At 41.6% G+C, this 19,570-nt stretch carries 15 protein-coding genes; 7 read left to right on the top strand and 8 right to left on the bottom strand.

What is annotated here, in order from left to right:
• Positions 1-9 precede the first annotated feature (9 nt).
• The 3 genes from HMPREF9421_RS05115 to HMPREF9421_RS05105 form a co-directional block, all read right to left on the bottom strand.
• Positions 10-678 carry an MIP/aquaporin family protein gene (locus HMPREF9421_RS05115; protein WP_006595935.1) on the bottom strand — a complete coding sequence of 223 codons (669 nt, stop codon included), beginning with the start codon at positions 676-678 and terminating at the stop codon, positions 10-12.
• A 123-nt stretch (positions 679-801) separates the two neighbouring features.
• A complete protein-coding gene (locus HMPREF9421_RS05110) occupies positions 802-3,486 on the bottom strand; it encodes a cation-translocating P-type ATPase (protein WP_006595934.1) in 2,685 nt (894 codons plus the stop codon).
• 194 nt (positions 3,487-3,680) lie between these two features.
• Positions 3,681-4,064 (bottom strand): YwiB family protein, encoded by a 384-nt coding sequence (locus HMPREF9421_RS05105; RefSeq protein WP_006597388.1) that lies wholly within the window; start codon positions 4,062-4,064, stop codon positions 3,681-3,683.
• A gap of 110 nt (positions 4,065-4,174) precedes the next feature.
• On the opposite strand from HMPREF9421_RS05105, the gene HMPREF9421_RS05100 reads away from it, so the two are divergent.
• Genes HMPREF9421_RS05100 through HMPREF9421_RS05085 form a run of 4 tightly spaced genes read left to right on the top strand, consistent with a single transcriptional unit; the run spans position 4,175 to position 8,682 of the window.
• Positions 4,175-5,485 carry an HD domain-containing protein gene (locus HMPREF9421_RS05100; RefSeq protein WP_006595932.1) on the top strand — a complete coding sequence of 437 codons (1,311 nt, stop codon included), beginning with the start codon at positions 4,175-4,177 and terminating at the stop codon, positions 5,483-5,485.
• Entirely contained in the window at positions 5,475-6,284 is an 810-nt protein-coding gene (gene yidA, locus HMPREF9421_RS05095) for a sugar-phosphatase (RefSeq protein WP_006595931.1), read from the top strand. Before HMPREF9421_RS05100 ends, yidA begins: the two co-directional genes overlap by 11 nt.
• Positions 6,284-7,498: an aminoacyltransferase gene (locus tag HMPREF9421_RS05090; protein WP_006595930.1), complete on the top strand. Its 1,215-nt coding sequence runs from the start codon at positions 6,284-6,286 to the stop codon at positions 7,496-7,498. Before yidA ends, HMPREF9421_RS05090 begins: the two co-directional genes overlap by 1 nt.
• 8 nt (positions 7,499-7,506) lie before the next feature.
• Complete coding sequence (locus tag HMPREF9421_RS05085; protein WP_006595929.1) at positions 7,507-8,682, top strand: aminoacyltransferase; 1,176 nt, start codon at positions 7,507-7,509, stop codon at positions 8,680-8,682.
• Positions 8,683-8,759: 77 nt separating this feature from the next.
• On the opposite strand, the gene tpiA is transcribed toward HMPREF9421_RS05085, so the two are convergent.
• The 4 genes from tpiA to ftsW all read right to left on the bottom strand — a co-directional run bounded on the left by tpiA (position 8,760) and on the right by ftsW (position 15,280).
• Positions 8,760-9,518, bottom strand: coding sequence for a triose-phosphate isomerase (gene tpiA, locus HMPREF9421_RS05080; protein WP_006595928.1), 759 nt, complete (start codon positions 9,516-9,518; stop codon positions 8,760-8,762).
• A 163-nt stretch (positions 9,519-9,681) separates the two neighbouring features.
• Positions 9,682-10,878: an elongation factor Tu gene (gene tuf, locus HMPREF9421_RS05075; RefSeq protein ID WP_006595927.1), complete on the bottom strand. Its 1,197-nt coding sequence runs from the start codon at positions 10,876-10,878 to the stop codon at positions 9,682-9,684.
• A gap of 309 nt (positions 10,879-11,187) precedes the next feature.
• The gene (gene ppc, locus HMPREF9421_RS05070; protein ID WP_006595926.1) at positions 11,188-14,013 is read right to left on the bottom strand and encodes a phosphoenolpyruvate carboxylase; all 2,826 of its coding nucleotides are present in this window, start codon (positions 14,011-14,013) and stop codon (positions 11,188-11,190) included.
• A gap of 28 nt (positions 14,014-14,041) precedes the next feature.
• Positions 14,042-15,280, bottom strand: a complete 1,239-nt coding sequence (gene ftsW / locus HMPREF9421_RS05065; protein ID WP_006595925.1) for a cell division peptidoglycan polymerase FtsW — start codon at positions 15,278-15,280, stop codon at positions 14,042-14,044.
• Positions 15,281-15,535: 255 nt separating this feature from the next.
• Here ftsW and HMPREF9421_RS05060 point away from each other — a divergent pair, with 255 nt between their 5' ends.
• The 3 genes from HMPREF9421_RS05060 to HMPREF9421_RS05050 all read left to right on the top strand — a co-directional run bounded on the left by HMPREF9421_RS05060 (position 15,536) and on the right by HMPREF9421_RS05050 (position 17,596).
• Positions 15,536-16,399, top strand: a complete 864-nt coding sequence (locus HMPREF9421_RS05060; RefSeq protein ID WP_006595924.1) for a GH25 family lysozyme — start codon at positions 15,536-15,538, stop codon at positions 16,397-16,399.
• Positions 16,400-16,514: 115 nt separating this feature from the next.
• Positions 16,515-16,958, top strand: coding sequence for an aminoacyl-tRNA deacylase (locus tag HMPREF9421_RS05055; RefSeq protein ID WP_006595923.1), 444 nt, complete (start codon positions 16,515-16,517; stop codon positions 16,956-16,958).
• A 14-nt stretch (positions 16,959-16,972) separates the two neighbouring features.
• Positions 16,973-17,596 (top strand): histidine phosphatase family protein, encoded by a 624-nt coding sequence (locus tag HMPREF9421_RS05050; protein ID WP_006595922.1) that lies wholly within the window; start codon positions 16,973-16,975, stop codon positions 17,594-17,596.
• Positions 17,597-17,909: 313 nt separating this feature from the next.
• Here the strand turns inward: HMPREF9421_RS05050 and lysS are convergent, their stop codons facing one another.
• The gene (gene lysS, locus HMPREF9421_RS05045) at positions 17,910-19,400 is read right to left on the bottom strand and encodes a lysine--tRNA ligase (protein WP_006595921.1); all 1,491 of its coding nucleotides are present in this window, start codon (positions 19,398-19,400) and stop codon (positions 17,910-17,912) included.
• Positions 19,401-19,570: the final 170 nt, after the last annotated feature.

Below are 19,570 nucleotides of genomic sequence, written 5' to 3'. Positions count from 1 at the left end.
TAAAGTAGCTTAAGCTTCAGTTTCAAGGAGATTCTTTGCAACAAGCGCTGCCAAGACACCACCAACGATTGGAGCAAGGATAAAGATCCAAATTTGTTGGAGGGCTGCACCACCTACAAAGAGGGCAGGAGCCAAGCTACGAGCTGGGTTAACAGAAAGACCTGTAATGTTCAAACCAACAAGAATGATCAAGGTCAAGCTCAAACCGATGACAAGACCAGCAATCTTCCCGTTTCCTTTAGAAGCTGATGTCACTGTCATGATGACCAAGATAAAGATAAAGGATGCAATCACTTCAAACAAGAAACCGCCAAATGGAGTTACTCCTTTAGCCAAGGCATTTTCACCAAGACTAGCTGTTGACATCCCTGAATTAGACAAAAGGAAGAAGACAGAAGCAGTCGCAAGGAAAGCTCCTACTACTTGCGCTACAATGTAGTTGACTAAGTCTTTAGATGACAAGCGTTTGTTGACAAACATAGCAATCGAAACAGCAGGATTCAAGTGAGCACCAGAAACAGTCCCAATAGAGTATGCAGCTGCAACAATGGACAAACCAAATGCCAAGGCAATTCCTAAATGCCCAAGACCTTCTGTCCCATTTCCAAAAACAACTGCGCCAGTCCCGATAAAGACAAGCATAAATGTGCCGATTACTTCAGCAAAAAACTTTTTCATAATATAAGTTTCCTTTCTTCAAACTGTTGTCTAGTTTATCAAAAATCCAGTCTTGCCTCAAGAAATATGCCCAGACATCTCTGCACACAAAAAAGCCATCCGAAGATGACTTTTGATACGCGTTTAAATGGCGTTTTTATCCTTACCAAGTGCACGTTGAACGGCTTTGACAATCTCAACCAAAACAACAATCATAAGGGCACCTACAGCAACAACTAACCATTGCGTCAAGCTCAAATGAGACACGTGGAAGAGTTTATTGAATCCAGGTACCATAATCGTCGCCATTAAGAGAATAAAGGCAACTGGGATGGACCAGTTAAAGGTCTTGTTCTTGAAGAGTCCCACTTTAAAGATAGATTGGTAAACAGACTTGACGTTAAAGGCATGGAGTAATTGGATCAATCCAAGAGTCGCAAAGGCCATGGTCAAAGCATCTGCATGGATTTCTGCTCGGGTAGAGTGTTCAGGAAAAATCAAAGCCCAACCGTAAACACCAAGAACCAGCATAGTTTGGAAGATTCCTTGATAGAGGATAGCTCCGAAAACCCCACCGTCAAAGAAGTTAGACTTACGTCCACGAGGTTTGTGGGTCATGACACCTGGCTCAGCTGGTTCCACACCAAGAGCGATGGCTGGAAGCGTATCGGTTACCAAGTTGATCCAGAGAAGATGTACTGGTTGCAACACATCCCAACCAAAGAGGGTTGCAAAGAAGATGGTGAATACTTCAGCCATATTGGCAGACAAGAGGTATTGGATAGATTTTTGGATATTGGAGAAGACCTTACGTCCTTCTTCTACCGCTACGATAATAGTGGCGAAGTTATCATCGGCAAGGACCATGTCAGAAGCACCCTTAGAAACCTCTGTACCTGTAATCCCCATACCGATACCGATATCAGCTGTTTTAAGCGATGGAGCATCGTTAACCCCGTCACCAGTCATGGCAACAACTTTACCTTCATTTTGCCATGCTTTCACGATCCGAACCTTGTGTTCAGGTGATACACGTGCGTATACAGAGTATTGCTTGAAGACTTTTTGGAATTCTTCATCAGTGAGTTCATTCAACTCAGCACCCGTGAAGACATGGTCTTCTGTATCATTTGGATCGATGATTCCAAGACGTTTGGCAATAGCTTCTGCTGTATCTTGGTGGTCACCCGTAATCATGATTGGACGGATACCTGCTTCTTTAGCGACACGTACAGCTTCTGCAGCTTCTGGACGCTCAGGGTCAATCATGCCGACCAAACCTGAGAAGATGAGGTCAGATTCAACAATTTCAGATTCCAAGGTTGGGATTTCCTTGCTTGTCTTATAAGCCATCATCAAGACACGAAGGGCTTGTTTGGCCAAGTCTTTGTTGATTGCAAGGATAGCTTTCTTGTCTTCTTCTGTGATAGGGCGAACTTCTCCATTGACTTCAATACGTGTCACACGCTTGAGCAATTGGTCAGGGGCACCCTTCACAGCGATAAAGTAAGAACCATCTGCTTCCTTGTGGATGGTAGACATGAGTTTACGATCAGAGTCAAATGGCAATTCAGCCACACGAGGCTCATCCTTCAAGACTTCACGAACGTCAAAATTGTGGTCCAAGCCAAACTGTACAAGAGCTGTCTCAGTTGGATCCCCAATCAATTTGCCAGATGGGTCCACCTTGGTATCATTGGCAAAGTTCATGATACGAAGGGTATTGTTGCTAGCAGCAATTTCAGCTGCCGAACTTTGCAATTGACCGTTGGTATAGACTTTTTCAACCGTCATTTGGTTCATGGTCAAAGTACCTGTTTTATCAGATGCGATGATTTCTGTTGAACCAAGAGTTTCAACCGCTGGTAATTTACGAACGATTGAATTGCGTTTAGCAAGAGTAGTTGTTCCTAAAGATAGAACGATAGTTACAATGGCAGGAAGTCCTTCTGGAATCGCCGCCACCGCAAGGGCTACCGCAACCATCAAGCCTTCTAATGGATGCTCTCCACGAACGAAGACACCAACTAAGAAAGTAATGACCGCAATTACAACGATTAAGTAAGTCAAGGCTTTAGATAATTGTTCCAAGCTTTGCTTCAATGGTGTTTCAGTCTCATCGGCATTAGCCAACATATCTGCAATCTTACCAACTTCTGTATACATACCAGTGTTGGTCACGACACCAATACCACGACCGTAAGTTACGTTTGAGTTTTGGTAACCCATATTAACGCGGTCCCCGATTCCAGCATCTGCTTCAACAAGTCCAGTCACATCTTTTTCAACTGGGACAGATTCCCCTGTAAGAGCTGCTTCTTCGATTTTAAGGGAAGCTGCTTCAAACAAGCGCATATCAGCAGGCACGACATCCCCTGCTTCTAGCAAGACGATGTCCCCAGGCACCAATTCTTTTGAGTCAATCTCAATGACATGACCGTCACGACGAACACGGGCCATCGGGCTAGACATATTTTTCAGCGCTTCAATGGCTGCTTCAGCTTGCCCTTCTTGGTAAACACCAAAGGCAGCATTCAAGACAACAACGGCCAAGATGATAATGGCATCCGTTAGACCGTCCATTCCTTCTGTAATCACAGAAAGTGCCGCTGCCGCAAGCAAGATGATAATCATCAAATCCTTAAATTGATCAAGGAATTTAGCTAGTAGGCTACGTTTTTCGCCCTCTTCCAACTCATTACGACCATAAGTCGCTAAGCGTTCTTGAGCCTGGGCGGTTGACAAACCTTCGACAGATGAGTCCAAGTTCTTTAGGACTTCCTCAGAAGATTGCGTGTAAAACAAATCTTTATTTTGTTCTTTTGACAAAACAGTCTCCTCCTTTTTGGCCTCTTTTTACAAAAAAAGAGACCTGTTTTTTAAAAAAACAAGTCTCGCTGTTTAATATAGTGCCGGAAATAATTCGGAATGACGACACTATCGCGGGAAATCCGCCAGCTACTCCCTTGAGTGGTTTCATTATACCACAACTCGTAAAAAAATCAAGAAAAACTACTGATAAACTAGTCTTCCCATGTCAATTCTAAACGATAGGTCGCAAACTGTTGACTTCCGTCTGCCGTTAACAACTGATAAGACAAACCAAGCCTATTTTGCTCCAATCTATATTCCTGAGTATCAATCACAAACTGCTGCATGCCTAGGGGAGTTGGAATGAGCGCATGACCTTTCTCTGAAGCTATAAATTTCATGATGGATTTTGGCGTTGAAAAGCGCGTCATGGTCAATTCTTGATTATGAAATTTCAAAGCGACTTTTTCGCCTTCTTCGTTTACGTAAAGCAGATAGTGATAGCCACCTTTTTCCTTCCATTCCCCTTCGTAATATTGGTCCATCACTTCCACTTGATCATCAAATTGAATCTGATTTTGTATTCTAATCTTCAAAAGTTCCCATCCTTTCCCTCTTTCCTTTATTTTACCAAAAACTTCTTTCTTTTTCCTATTGCAACCATCTCTCGATACCAATTTAGGCCGTTTTCTGCTATAATAGAGGTATGAATGAAAAAGTATTTCGGGATCCTGTGCACAACTATATTCACGTGGATCACCCAGTCATTTACAAGCTCATTAATACGAAAGAATTTCAACGACTACGTCGCATCAAACAGTTAGGAACCTCTGGGTTTACCTTTCATGGGGGCGAGCATAGTCGTTTTTCGCACTGTCTAGGAGCCTATGAAATTGCTCGGCGCATCCTATCAATCTTTGATGAGAAATACACCGACCAATGGGACTCAAGCGAATCCCTTCTCACCATGGTTGCCGCCTTGCTCCATGATATCGGACACGGTGCTTATTCGCATACCTTTGAAGGGTTATTTGATACAGATCATGAAAAAATGACCCAGGAAATTATTACCTGTCCTGAAACAGAAATCTACCAGATATTAATTCAAGTAGCACCTGATTTTCCTCAAAAGGTAGCTAGTGTTATCGACCACACCTACCCTAATAAACAGGTGGTGCAGTTAATCTCTAGTCAGATTGATGTCGATCGCATGGATTACCTTCTAAGAGACGCCTACTTCACTGGTGCTTCTTACGGAAATTTTGATTTAACTCGTATATTGCGTGTCATTCGCCCAGTAGAAAACGGAATTGCTTTTCAGGTCAATGGGATGCATGCGGTTGAAGATTATGTTGTTTCTCGCTATCAAATGTATATGCAGGTCTACTTTCATCCAGCCACCAGAGCAATGGAAGTCCTATTGCAGAACCTGCTCAAGCGGGCACGTCATCTCTACCTTGAGCATAAGGAGTTCTTTCAAGCGACTTCTCCTCGACTGATTCCTTTTTTTGAGCACCAAGTTAGCCTGGCCGATTACTTGGCTTTGGACGACGGCGTTATGAATACCTACTTTCAATCTTGGATGGAGAGTCCTGACTCCGTACTCTCTGATTTGGCCCAGCGTTTTATCAATCGCAAGGTTTTCAAATCCATTCTCTTTCAAGATAAGGATGAAGAACAATTAGCTGCTCTCAAACAACTGATTCAAGAGGTCGGTTTTGATCCAACCTATTATACGGCTATTCATCGAAACTTTGACCTTCCTTACGACGTTTACCGACCTGATTCAGAAAAACCTCGTACTCAAATTGAGATCATCCAGAAGGATGGAAATTTAGCTGAGCTATCCCTTCTCTCTCCTATCGTTGCTTCCTTAGCCGGTAGCAGACAAGGGGATAACCGCTTCTATTTCCCAAAAGAAATGTTGCTTGAAAATAGCTTGTTTACACCTCAACTACACTTATTCCAGTCCTATATTGTTAACGATACCTTCACAGGAGAAAAAGATGAACATTAAACTTGTTGCACTTGATATCGATGGGACCCTTTTAACATCTGACGGCCAAGTAACCCCCGAAGTTTTTCAAGCCATCCAAGATGCCAAAGCTCAAGGGGTCCATGTTGTCTTAGCAACTGGTCGTCCTCGTTCGGGTGTCCTTCGATTGTTAGAAGAACTTCATTTGGATCAACCAGGTGACCTGGTTATCACCTTCAATGGAGGGCTGATTCAAGACGCCCATACTGGCGAAATGCTCTATGAAGAACACCTCTCCTACAAGGACTATTTAGATATTGAAGCGCTAGCTCGCAAATTAGCTGTTCCTATGCACGCTAGTACCAAGTCTGGCATTTATACAGCTAATCGTAACATTGGTACCTATACCGTTCATGAAGCCAAATTGGTCCACTCAGATCTTTTCTACCGCACTCCAGAAGAAATGGAGCATCATACGGTGCTCAAATGTATGTATGTCGATGAACCGGAAGTCTTAGAAAGAATCATCTCCTCTATACCAGATAGTTTTTACGACCGTTTTACGATTGTGCGTTCTGCACCTTTTTACCTTGAGATCTTGCCTAAGACAGTTGATAAGGGCCAGGCCCTCTTACACTTAGCGTCCAAGTTACACTTAAGTCCAGAACAAGTGATGGCGGTCGGCGATCAAGAAAACGATCAGGCCATGCTAGAGGTTGCTGGTCTCCCAGTCGCGATGGACAATGCTAGTCCTGAATTAAAAAAGATTGCGAAAGTTGTTACGCGATCCAACGATGAGTCGGGTGTTGCTTACGCCCTTAGAAAGTGGGTACTCCATTAATGTATACATACAAAATCGGCATTACTGCCGAAGAACATGATGAATTCGTTAAAACTAGCCCCCAAACCAATTTGCTTCAGAGCGCCGATTGGGCAAAGATCAAAGACAACTGGGGCAATGAGCGCCTTGGCGTTTACCAAGATCACAAACTAGTCGCTGTCGCAAGTATTTTAATCCAGCCACTTCCACTTGGTTTTACCATGCTCTATATCCCACGTGGACCTATTATGGATTATCAAAACAGCGAATTAGTAGCCTTCATGCTCCAATCCATCAAAACATATGCTAAAAGCAAGCGTGCTGTCTTCGCCAAGTTTGATCCCTCTCTTTTCCTAAGAAAAGGACTAATCGGCCAAGAAACAAGTGATCAAGAGGCTACTTTGGCGATTATCCAATCCTTAAAAGAATATGGAGTGGAATGGGTTGGACGGACAGAAGACATGGGAGAAACCATTCAACCACGTTTCCAGGCCAATATCTATAAGGAATACTTCACTGAGGACCAACTGTCCAAATCCACCAAGCAAGCCATTCGGACTGCTCGAAATAAAGGAGTTGAAGTCATCTTTGGAGGCACTGAACTCTTAGACGAATTTGCAGCTCTGATGAAAAAGACAGAAGCACGAAAAGGCATCCATCTTCGTGGAAGAGACTATTATGAGAAACTGCTAACAACCTATGCAGGACAATCTTATATCACTCTCTCAAGAATTAACTTAGCTCAACGTCTTGCTTCACTCAAGGAACAGCTGGAAAAAAACCAAGCCGAAGCTAGTCGTTTTAACGAAAAAACAAAACCAGGCAAGATCGATAATAACCGTCAAGAAAAAGAACGCTTGGAAGAAGAAATCCAATTTCTCCATCAAGAGCTAAAAGCTGGCCAAGAGATTGTTTCTCTTTCTGGAACCTTAACTCTTGAATTTGGAGGCACTTCAGAGAATGTCTATGCAGGAATGGATGAGAACTTCCGCCGCTATCAACCAGCTATTTTGACTTGGTATGAAACAGCCCAGCATGCCTTTGACCGTGGAGCTACTTGGCAAAATATGGGAGGAGTTGAGAACCAGTTAGATGGAGGACTCTACCACTTCAAGTCAAAATTTAATCCAATGATCGAAGAATTTGTTGGCGAATTCAACCTCCCAACTAGCATGCTTTATCCCCTTGTTAACAAGGCCTATCAGTTACGAAAAAAACTAAGAAATAAACAGTAAGGTGACCTATGACATTCAAGATTATTAGTAGGGAAGAATTTTACCAACACTCTCTTACTACTTCCAATCACTCTTTTTTACAGAGTATTGAAATGGCTGATTTGCTTCATAAAAGAGGCGCAACCATTCACTATATTGGATGGGAAGAGCAAGGAACATTAGCTATCTCTGCCATTTTATACAGCCTACCTATGACGGGAGGCCTGCATTACGAAATCAATAGCGGGCCAATCGTTACGGATACTCGCTACCTACCAGATTTTTACAAAGCAGTACAGGCTTATGTAAAAGAAAATGGTGGTATCGAATTCATTTTAAAACCCTATGACCACTATCAAGTTTTCGATAGCAATGGCAATCCAACTGAAGAAGAACAAAAACAGCTTCTCCAATCATTACTGGATCTTGGCTATCAATTTGATGGCTTACAAGTGGGCTATCCTGGAGGAGAGCCTGTTTGGCATTATCTGAAGGACCTCACCGATTTTGATGCGAAATCTCTCTTAAAATCCTTCAACAAGAACTGTAGCCGGAATATTACGACTGCCCTCAACTATGATATCTCTATTCGAAATATTAGGAGAGAGGAAATCCCTCAGTTTAAACAAATTATTGAGGAAACTGGAAAACGTCAAGGCTTTGAAGACAAGAGCCTGGACTACTACTACGATCTCTATGATACCTTTGGAGACAAGGCAGAATTTCTCATTGCTGAAATCAATACAGCTGATGCACTCGCTTATTTAGACCAGAAGATTTCCTTGCTCAATCCTTCATCCAAACAATATGAGCAACAATTGCAAAAATTAGAGAAACAAAAGACAATTGTCCGAGAGACCTTGGCTGACGAAACAGTTGAAACAGTGCCCTTGGCCTGTGCCCTGATCATCTATAATCCATCAGAAGTGACCTATTTGTTTGGTGGTTCGTATACCAAATACCAAAAATTTTCTGCAGCCTTCTTGATTCAATACCATGCCATGAAGCGTGCATTAGAAAAAGGAATCACCTTATACAATTTCCTTGGTATTCAAGGGGTCTTCGACGGCTCAGACGGCGTTCTTCGTTTCAAACAAAACTTCAATGGCTATATCGTTCGTAAGATGGGAACCTTCCGTTATTACCCAAATCCTCTGAAATTTAAAGCCTTGTCCTTGATCAAACGAATCTTAGGACGCTCATAAAAAACAAAAGCCAGCTTACTAGCTGGTTTTTTTAAGATAAAAAAAGACGAGAAATCTCTCGTCTTATATATTTTCGATTAGTTTACGAAGTTCAACAATGCCAAGAAGCTTTCTGGATCAAGTGATGCACCACCAACAAGAGCTCCATCAACGTCTGGACAAGCCATGTACTCAGCAACGTTTTCAGGTTTCACTGAACCACCGTATTGGACACGTACTTTGTCAGCTACTTCTTGACCGAAGTCAGCAGCTACAACGTCACGAACCACTTTACACATTTTTTGTGCATCGTCTTGTGATGCAGATTTACCAGTACCGATCGCCCAGATTGGCTCATAAGCGATAACAGATGCAGCTACTTGCTCAGGAGTCAAACCAGCCAAAGCAGCAGATACTTGAGCACCTACGAATTCAGCCGCTTTACCAGCTTCGTAAGTTTCAAGACTTTCACCACAACAGATGATTGGAAGCAAACCATTAGCAAAGATTGCTTTTGCTTTTTTGTTGATGTCTTCGTCTGTTTCGTGGAAGTAATCACGACGTTCTGAGTGACCGATCACAACATAGTCCGTACCGATTTCTTTCAAAACTTGTGGGCTAGTTTCACCAGTGAAGGCACCAGCGTTTTCAAAGTAACAGTTTTGAGCAGCAACTTTAAGGTTTGAACCTTTAGCAGCAGCAAGAACAGTCGTCAAGTCAAGAGCAGGTGCAGCAATCCCAGCTTCAACAAGATCAGATGAAGGAAGTTTTGATGCTACTGCTTCAACGAATGCTTTAGCTTCTTCTGGGTTTTTGTTCATTTTCCAGTTACCAGCAATAAATGGTTTACGTGACATTTCACATACCTCGTTTTTCTAATTTTATACTAACTATTTTACCATAATTTTCGTGATAATGAAAGGTTGCACAAACTCTTTTACTTTATAAAACAATAAAAACCCCGTCTTCACGGGGTTTTCTGTCTGTCTATATAATTGTTAATCTGGGAACTAGATCGAATTAAGCTTCGATTTCAGTAACCATACCTGAACCAACAGTACGTCCACCTTCACGGATTGAGAATGTAGTACCTTGTTCAACGGCGATTGGGTGGATCAACTCAACGTCGATAGTCACGTTATCACCAGGCATTACCATTTCAGTTCCAGCTGGAAGTTCGATAGATCCAGTTACGTCAGTTGTACGGAAGTAGAACTGTGGACGGTAGTTGTTGAAGAATGGAGTATGACGTCCACCTTCTTCTTTAGTAAGGATGTAAACTTCACCTTTGAATTTAGTGTGTGGGTTGATTGAACCTGGTTTAGCGATAACTTGTCCACGTTCGATTTCATCACGTTGGATACCACGAAGAAGCACACCAACGTTGTCCCCTGCAAGACCTTCGTCAAGTTGTTTACGGAACATTTCAACACCAGTAACAACCGCTTTTTGGATTTCTTCTTTAATACCAACGATTTCGATTTCGTCGTTGACTTTAACGATACCACGGTCGATACGTCCTGATGCTACAGTACCACGTCCAGTGATTGAGAATACGTCTTCGACTGGAAGAAGCAATGGTTTGTCAGTATCGCGTTCTGGTTCTGGGATGTACTCATCAACAGTGTTCATCAAGTCCATGATGATGTCTTCGTATTTAGCATCACCTTCAAGAGCTTTAAGAGCTGAACCTTGGATAACTGGAAGGTCATCACCTGGGAAATCGTATTCTGAAAGAAGGTCACGGATTTCCATTTCAACCAATTCAAGCAATTCTTCATCGTCAACCAAGTCAACTTTGTTCATGAAGACGATCAAGTGTTTAACACCAACCTGACGTGAAAGAAGGATGTGCTCACGAGTTTGTGGCATTGGTCCGTCAGTTGAAGCTACTACAAGGATAGCTCCGTCCATTTGAGCGGCACCAGTGATCATGTTTTTAACGTAGTCCGCGTGTCCTGGAGCGTCGATGTGAGCGTAGTGACGTTTTTCAGTTTCGTACTCAACGTGCGCAGTGTTGATAGTGATACCGCGTTCGCGTTCTTCTGGAGCAGCATCGATAGACGCATAGTCTTTTGGTTGGTTAACTGATGAAGGCAAGCGACGTGCCAAAACAGTTGTGATAGCTGCAGTTAGGGTAGTTTTACCGTGGTCAACGTGTCCGATAGTACCAATGTTAACGTGTGGTTTACTACGATCGTATTTTTCTTTTGCCATTTGAGTAAAAGCCTCCAATAAAATATATTTTATAGATAGACAGTAGGCAATACAGTCTAACTTTCCTTACTATTTTATCAAATTTCGTCTAAATTGCAAGTGTTTTACTAGCTTTTTTTCTTATTTCTTTTTTCTTAAAGGAATTTACCCAAATGAAAGTTTGTGAAATCTCATTTCCACTTCTTTTTTGAAATAAACAGCTAGATATTTCATTCTTTGCGACCAATCTTCGAGTTTTTCACAATCATTTTCACTTTATTCCAGTAAAAAACCAATCCCTTTAATCGGGATTGGTTTTATGGTTCACGATTAACCAGAATTACGCAATCCTGTTGCGACACCATTAATCGTGATATGAATCAACTTGTCCTGATCAGCAGGCAATTCGCCGCGTCTCTGGCGTTTAATTAATTCTAATTGAATATAGTTTAGAACATTAAAGTATGGCATACGATAATCTAAACTATCTTTTAGATAAGGGTTCTCAGCTAAGAGTTCATCATGACCTTCAATCTGTAAAATAACATCCTTAGTCAATTGCCACTCGTCCAGGATAATATTGAAGATGTCACGAACCTCCTCTTCCTCACAAAGCTTGGCGTATTCAAAAGCAATGTTCATATTGGCTTTTGAGAGCACCATGTCTACGTTTGAAAGAAGAGACTTGAAGAATGGCCATTTTTGGTACATATAACGCAAGGTTTCAATGTTTTCAGGGTCTGCATCAATAAATTCTTTAAAACTAGACCCTACACCGTACCAGCCAGGGAACATCACTCGGCTCTGTGACCATGAGAAGACCCAAGGAATTGCACGCAAGCCACCGATTTCTTTGATGGTCTTACGGGCTGCTGGACGGGAACCAATATTGAAACTAGAAATAGCCTTAATCGGACTGGATTCGAAGAAGTAATCATAGAAATGGTCATTGCCAAACACCAGTTCACGATAAATATCGTAGCTACGATTGACAATCTGGTCCATAATCTCATTGTACTGATCGGACATGCTCTTTTCACTCTTCTTCTTAGCAATCATCCGATTAATCGTTGCAGATACCAACATTTCCAAGTTGTAATAAGCTGCATCCTTGTTCCCATATTTATTGCCAATAACCTCGCCTTGCTCCGTCAAACGAATGCGGTCATTAATGGATCTCAATGGTTGTGAGGTGATGGCTTCATAGGTTGGACCACCCCCACGACCAACCGTTCCCCCACGGCCATGGAAGAAGGTAATTTTGACACCAAACTCGTCGCCAATCGCTGTTAATTGTTGCTGGGCCTTATAAAGAGTCCAACAAGAAGATAGATAACCACCATCTTTGTTACTATCTGAATAACCAAGCATAATTTCTTGGTAGTTATTCTTAGAAGCAATCCAGCGTTTAGCAATTGGAAGTGATAGATACTTTCTCATTGTATCTTCAGATTGATCCAAGTCTTCGATCGTCTCAAAGAGGGGAACAATTTGCACACGTGCGCTTTCCTTGTCAATCAGTCCCACTTCTTTCAACATGATAGCCAACTCAAGCATATCCGATACACTGGTTGCATGAGAAATAATGGTTTGGCGAATAACATCTTCTCCTAAGCGGTCTTTTAATTCACGCGCTGTTTGGAAAATAGCTAATTCTTTTTCCAGCAATTCTGATTTTTCTGCATGGGTAGCAGATAAAATACGAGGATCTTCTAACAACTCTTGTAAAAGCAACTCGCACTTTTCGTCTTCTGACAAATCACTGTAATGGTCATTGATTCCAGCTTCTTTGAGAAGTTCCGCAACACAAGCTTCATGGACACTCGAATCTTGACGCATATCGATCGAAGCCAAGAAGAATCCAAAGACTTCTACTGCTTCTAATAACTCAGCAAACTCCCCTGAGATTAAAGCTTCTGCCTTATTTTCAATCAATGACTCTTGAATAAGGGTCAAATCCTGTTTAAATTCTTCAACTGTTTCGTAATAAGGAGGGCGATCTTCTGCCAACTCTTGGATCGCTCCACTGATGCGATTACCAATATAATCAGAAACCACTCCTTGTTGATGGGTGTGAGCACCGAGAAGACGTTCAACCGGATGACGGTCATCTACTGTTGAGCCAACGACAGACCATTCCTTAATATTCAATAAGGTTTGGACCAACTTGGATTGAATATAATGGAAGGCCCGACGGTAAGGCTCCTTCTCTCTAAAGACAGATGTATCACTGGAACGAGCCGCCATCTCTTCAACCGCTTGACTGGTTTTTGAAAGATTGGTAGAGAGGGAGAAGTTCCGATAAAGACTAGAGATTTTCTGAATATAATAGTTCAGAATGACTTCACTTTGAATCGTAGCTGATCGCTTCAAGGTCTCTGCAGTTACAAAAGGATTCCCATCCCGGTCTCCACCAATCCACATTCCCATCGTAATCGGTTTAGGGTGTTGCAACTCAATCCCTTGCTCCTTGGCAAGACGTTTGTATTCCAACATTAAGTTAGGAACAGCCTGAAGAAAGGAGCTATTATAGTATTCCATGACGTTGGTAATCTCATTGGTTACCTTGAGTTTCTTTTCACGGATCATATCGGTTTGCATCATAATTTCGATATTACGACGCAAATTATTGTACCATTTGGTCTCGTTCATCAAGCCAGCTTTTACATCCCGATGTTGGCGCAAAAGACTGTGAATGTGAGTGGTTAAGTCCAACATGGTTTTCCGTTGCACTTGGGTCGGATGAGCGGTCAGTACCGGTACTACATTGAGGTGCTCCAAGATTTCCTGTGCATTTTCAGTCTCAGCTACCTCACGAATGGTGGACGATAGTTTCCCTAGATAGTCCTGCCCCACATTATTTTGATGATTGATTTCAAAAGCCAAATCAACGTCTTCAGAGATATTAATCAACAAGGGGAGAATGGCAAAGTAGCGAGAAATCACGGTCATCTCTTCATTTGATAGCTCTTTGACAATTTGATCCAATTTTAAATAATCTTTTGAAACAGATAGTTTTTTCAATTCAAGAATCTTATCAAAGGTTTCTGGACTCACCAAATTTTTTGCAATATCTTCTAAAATAGTGGTTAAAATCTCAGCTTCTTCTTTGATAATCTCTTTGTTGGTGTAACTCTCTAGTTTTTGTAAAGTCATGATAACTCCTTTCTTTACTCACTCCGATTTAGTAATAGCTCTGAATTTTCTGAGGCTTCTCGTAAGAAGGGGCCTCTTGAGTAGCTAGGGCGCGCTTTTCACTCGCATCAATATTTAAGACAAGGGCAATCGCAATGGATAAGACCCACAAACTATTTCCTCCTTGTGAAAGGAAGGGGAAGGTCACCCCTGTCGAAGGAATCAGCCCAGAAATCCCACCAATGTTGATGAAGGTTTGGGTTAGGAGCATTCCTCCTATACCAATCGCCATCATCGAATTAAATGGATCTCTTGCCCGAATCCCGACAAGAATAATCCGCAAAATTAAGAAGAACAATAAGGCTAAGATGAGACTAGCTCCCACAAAACCAAGTTCTTCAATAACGATTGAAAAGACAAAGTCTGTATGAGCTTCTGGCAAGTACCCTTGCTTTTCAATCGAATTTCCAAGTCCCAAGCCAAACCAGCCCCCATTACTCATGGCGTAATAAGAATTGGCTAGTTGGTGTCCCGAATCTGATAAATCATTAAAGGGGTTGTAAAAAGCACTGAAACGTTTCGCTACATATCCAAAGACAGGGATTTTAGAGAAACGCTCTACCCCAATTAGCTGAATGGAATAAAGAAGAACGGTTGACCCCCCCACTAAGATAGCTAATAGGCTTGAGAACCAGCGGTAAGCTATCCCACTTGCACTAATCATGATTAAAGTTGTTAGTGCGAGAATAGTCGCATTTCCTAAGTCTGGCATGATGACTACAATAGCAACCAGGAAGAGCACCATCCAACGCCAATCCGACAAATCTCGAGGAAGCCATTGATTGTGGGTTAATGCTTGGTAATCATATCGCTGAATTTCTTCTTGCTTTTTTGAGAATACCAAAGCCAAGTACCAGACGATGATAATTTTCAAATACTCAGCTGGCTGAATCGAGAAACCTCCAAAACTTAACCATCCATGCGCACCATTTACCGTATCTGTAATGAAACGCGATAACAAGAGAAGGATCGTCTCAGCTATAATGAAAATTCCAATAAAGCCCTTTTTCTTCAGGACATTTAATTTCACCTTATAGGTAATCAGAATAGTGATCAAACTTAGGACAAAAAAGATCCCCTGGCTTCTAATCATCCCGAAAGGACTAACCCCTTTTTGGATGGCTAAGGCACTCGTTGTCGAGTAGACAATAATCAATCCCAATATTGACAAAAGGAGGTAAGGGATCAGGATTGAATAGTTTAAAAAATGACGTTTATCTAATTTCATGTAACACCCATACTTCTAATTTTCAGTTTTCATTATATCACCTTTCAATAGTAAAAAAAGGAAAGACCAAATAAGATTCGGTTTTCACTTTCAAAAGATGATAAAACAGACCAGTTCAACTCACTTTTCCACTTGTACTATTGAAAGAAGGTAAGAAAACTCGAACCTCCTATTCACTATAATATCATCTTGTTTTTCTTGTTTTCGAACCCTTTGTTTTGCCTTTTTCCATCTTTTGCGGTAAAATGATTCTGTATGAGAAAAAGGATTAAACCAATTGTCCTCTTTGTCTTTTTCGCAAGTATCTTTTCCTTTCTGCTAATTTCTAAGACAGTAGCAGATATCCAAAGGAATCAACTTGCTAGAAACAAGACCCTACAAGAGGCAAAGAAAACCAATCAAACAAAAATCCCGTCTTCCTCTTCTTCTGACTCAGTTGAAGAATTAGATCAAGAATTTTTGAATCGACCAATTATCGATATCTCTGGTTGGCAATTGCCAAGCGAGATTGATTATGATCTCTTAGCACAGAATGTTTCTGGAGTCATTGTTCGAGTTCATAGTGGTGCTCAAGCTAAAAAAGAAAATGCTGCGACTTATTTAAATGGAATAGACAAATCATACGAAACTCATATTAAAGAGTTTCAAAAACGAGATATTCCAGTTGCGGTATATGCTTACGTAGCTGCCAAGGACAAAAAAGAAATGGAAAAAGAAGCAGAAGAGTTCTATCAGGCATCCAAAAAATACAAACCAACCTATTATTGGCTGGATGTAGAAGAAAAAACGATGGGTGATATGAACGCTGGAGTGGAGGCCTTCCGTGCCAAGCTAGAATCATTGGGAGCCAAAAATATCGGAATCTATATCGGGACCTATTTCATGGAAGAACATAGTATCTCCACTGATAAATTTACCGCCCTCTGGATTCCAACTTATGGTTATGATGATGGCTACTACAATGCAGCTCCATCTACTGATGATGAGTATGACCTTCATCAGTACACCTCTCAGGGACAATTGAATGGCTTCACCCACTACTTGGACTTGAACCAGATTGCACCCACACAAGATCAAGAAAAAATCTACCGAAAACTATTTACTGTAGAAAAGAATTAAAAGAGGCAACTGCCTCTTTTTCTCTTGAACGGAAACTCAAAGAGTATGATATAATGTTAGGAAATTAAGAGAAAGAGAATGATAAGATGGCAAAAAAGCAAAAAGTAAAAAAACATTGGTTGAACAAATTTTGCAAAAAGCTAAAATCGACCATACAGGATTACAAATCAATGCCCTTGAGGGAATCATTCCAGAAGGGATTACGACTGAGCAAATCTATAAGACACTAGCCCTAACAGGTGATAAAACTGGTCCTGTCATCGGAATTGTTCCCATCTCTGCCCATTTGTCAGAGAAAAAATTGGCCAAACTATCTGGCAATAAAAAAGTTAGTATGATTCCGCAAAAAGATTTAGAAAAGACGACGGGCTATGTCCACGGGGCTAATAATCCTGTTGGGATTCGACAAAAACACAACTACCCTATTTTTATTGATCAATCCGCCCTGGACCTAGATCAGATGATTGTCTCTGCAGGTGAAGTTGGTCACAGTATTCAAATCAAGGCGCAAGATTTAGCTGATTTTGTCAAGGCTAGCTTCGAAGACTTAGTCGAGTAAAGGATCAAACACATATGAAACTATATTTTGTCCGTCACGGACGTACTGAGTGGAATGAGGAGGGCCGTATCCAAGGGGCAAATGGCGACTCCCCGCTGTTAGAATCTTCCATCCAGCAGTTGGAAGCCTTGGGCCAGCATCTATCTCAAACATACTTTGACGCTGCTTATTCAAGCGACTTGCCAAGAGCCGTCCATACTGCTCAAATCCTCCTCAAACAAAACCAGCATCCCATCACCCTTCAAGAGGTTCCTGCTCTCCGGGAATGGCGACTTGGTAGGCTAGAAGGTAGAAAAATTATGGAGCTGAAAGCTCTCTACCCAGAGGAAATGGAAGCTTTCCGCCATGATCTATCACAATTCCATCACAATCTATTCGATGCGGAATCTCTTTCTGATACGACCAAGCGGACCTGTGATTTTGTAAAAAGCTTGAAAGGAAAAGAACTCGATACCGTTCTTATCGTTGGACATGGGGCTAATTTAACAGCTTCTATTCGGACTCTACTTGGCTATAAACCAGAGGAACTCCGTAAAAATGGGGGCTTAGACAATGCCAGTGTGACCATTTTGACAACAGATGATTTTGAGCACTATCACTTAGAGACTTGGAATGATACCTCTTATTTGGAAGACTAAAAAACACTGATCTTGTGATCAGTGTTTTAGAATGCAGGCAAACTGTTTATTACCTATAATAGCTAGTTGAAACTTCAAAAAATGATCCTATTTTCTTTAATTAGTTTAGTGGATACAAAACTTTCCGCCGTGAGAAAAGTGCCTGAAACACAATTGTTTCAGGCACTCGGAATTATTGAGACATTAGGCTCAATAATTAGTCATGGAACTTCGAAGAAGTTCGCTGACGTCCGTACTCACCTAAGGAAAGTTTTTTAGAAGTCTTTTTCTTCAATCTGATATACTGATTGCAAGATCAGTGTTTTCTTATAGCTTATTTCATAGTTGGGAAGAGAAGAACATCACGAATAGTAGTCGTATCAGTAAGGAGCATGCAGAGACGGTCGATACCGATTCCCAGTCCTCCTGTTGGTGGCATACCATACTCAAGAGCTTCTACATAATCGTAGTCAATACCAGTTGCTTCGTCGTCTCCCAATTCTTTAGCACGCGCTTGTGCTTCGAAGCGTTCCAATTGGTCGATTGGGTCGTTCAATTCTGTAAAGGCATTGGCATATTCCTTGGTCATGATGAAGAGCTCAAAACGATCCGTGAAACGAGGATCCTCGTCATTCTTCTTAGCCAATGGTGATACAGCTACAGGGTGGCCATAGACAAAGGTTGGTTGTGTCAAGGTTTCTTCCACATATTCTTCGAAGAAGGCATTGATGATATGACCCACTTCAGTGTAGTGTTTTTCAACTGGCACATGTTTTTCTTTGGCAAGGGCTACTGCTTCTTCAAAGCTCATGTCTTGCCAGAAGTCAACACCAGCAATTTCCTTGATTGCATCCACCATATGAACACGCTTGAATGGTTCATTGATCTTGATTTCAGTTCCTTGGTAATTAACTGGACCATCCCCATGGATGGCTTTCGCAGCGTGTTGGATAATGCCTTCCGTCAAGTCCATAATATCTTGGTAGTCAGCATAGGCTTGGTCGACTTCAATGGATGTGAATTCAGGGTTGTGAGTAGCATCCATTCCTTCATTTCGGAAGATACGTCCGATTTCATAAACGCGCTCCATTCCACCAACGATCAGGCGTTTCAAGTGAAGTTCGGTCGCAATACGAAGGACCATGTCAATGTTTTGGGCATTGTGGTGAGTGATAAACGGACGCGCAGATGCTCCACCAGCCTCATTGTGAAGGACAGGAGTTTCTACTTCAAGGAAGCCTTGACCATCCAAGTAACGACGGATTTCTGAGATGATTTTTGAACGAGTTACAAAGCGCTCGAAACTTTCACGGTTAGAAATCAAATCCAAGTAACGTTTGCGGTAGATGGTTTCCACATCTGAAAGTCCGTGGAATTTTTCAGGCAAGGGACGAAGAGCTTTAGACAAGTGTGTGATGTGAGTAGCTTTGATTGAAAGCTCACCCATGTCTGTCCGCATCACTTCTCCTTCTACCCCAAGGAAATCTCCAAGATCTGCCTTTTTGAAAATTTCATAATTTTCTTCACCAACTGCGTCTTTACGAACGTAAATTTGGATTTGACCTTCACGGTCTTGAAGGTGGGCAAAACCAACCTTTCCTTTTCCACGTTTGGTCACAAGACGACCCGCAATAATGGCTGTTTCGTTCAAGTCATGAAGTTGTTCTTTATCTAATTCTGAATATTTTTCTTTCAATTGACCAGAATCTGCAGTACGTTCGAATCGCTTTCCAAATGGGTCGATTCCTTGTTCACGAAGGGCCGCCATTTTCTCACGACGGACAATCTGCTGGTCATTTAATTCTTCCATATGTTCAGTAGTCATTTGGAACCTCCTAAGTTATTCTCCCCTATTTTATCATATTTGACGGGGAAATACACTATTCTTGAGCAGGAAAAATGAAAAAAGGAATGGAAAGAAAGGGTTCCTTCTCCCTTTTCCATCACATTCCATTCATTCATGATCAAATTTTACTTCATCCGAATCAACTATGT

Source organism: Streptococcus australis ATCC 700641 (genome assembly GCF_000186465.1).
In the GTDB taxonomy this organism is placed as follows: domain Bacteria; phylum Bacillota; class Bacilli; order Lactobacillales; family Streptococcaceae; genus Streptococcus; species Streptococcus australis.
The sequence above is the reverse complement of the archived record's forward strand: the minus strand, read 5'-3'. Positions and strand labels throughout refer to the sequence as shown.

Bases quoted from the DNA above. Each gene is read 5' to 3' on its own strand.
- HMPREF9421_RS05115 (WP_006595935.1), bottom strand. From the start codon at position 678: ATGAAAAAGTTTTTTGCTGAAGTAATCGGCACATTTATGCTTGTCTTT.
- HMPREF9421_RS05100 (WP_006595932.1), top strand. From the start codon at position 4,175: ATGAATGAAAAAGTATTTCGGGATCCTGTGCACAACTATATTCACGTG.
- yidA (WP_006595931.1), top strand. From the start codon at position 5,475: ATGAACATTAAACTTGTTGCACTTGATATCGATGGGACCCTTTTAACA.
- HMPREF9421_RS05090 (WP_006595930.1), top strand. From the start codon at position 6,284: ATGTATACATACAAAATCGGCATTACTGCCGAAGAACATGATGAATTC.
- HMPREF9421_RS05085 (WP_006595929.1), top strand. From the start codon at position 7,507: ATGACATTCAAGATTATTAGTAGGGAAGAATTTTACCAACACTCTCTT.
- tpiA (WP_006595928.1), bottom strand. From the start codon at position 9,518: ATGTCACGTAAACCATTTATTGCTGGTAACTGGAAAATGAACAAAAAC.
- tuf (WP_006595927.1), bottom strand. From the start codon at position 10,878: ATGGCAAAAGAAAAATACGATCGTAGTAAACCACACGTTAACATTGGT.
- ppc (WP_006595926.1), bottom strand. From the start codon at position 14,013: ATGACTTTACAAAAACTAGAGAGTTACACCAACAAAGAGATTATCAAA.
- ftsW (WP_006595925.1), bottom strand. From the start codon at position 15,280: ATGAAATTAGATAAACGTCATTTTTTAAACTATTCAATCCTGATCCCT.
- HMPREF9421_RS05060 (WP_006595924.1), top strand. From the start codon at position 15,536: ATGAGAAAAAGGATTAAACCAATTGTCCTCTTTGTCTTTTTCGCAAGT.
- HMPREF9421_RS05050 (WP_006595922.1), top strand. From the start codon at position 16,973: ATGAAACTATATTTTGTCCGTCACGGACGTACTGAGTGGAATGAGGAG.
- lysS (WP_006595921.1), bottom strand. From the start codon at position 19,400: ATGACTACTGAACATATGGAAGAATTAAATGACCAGCAGATTGTCCGT.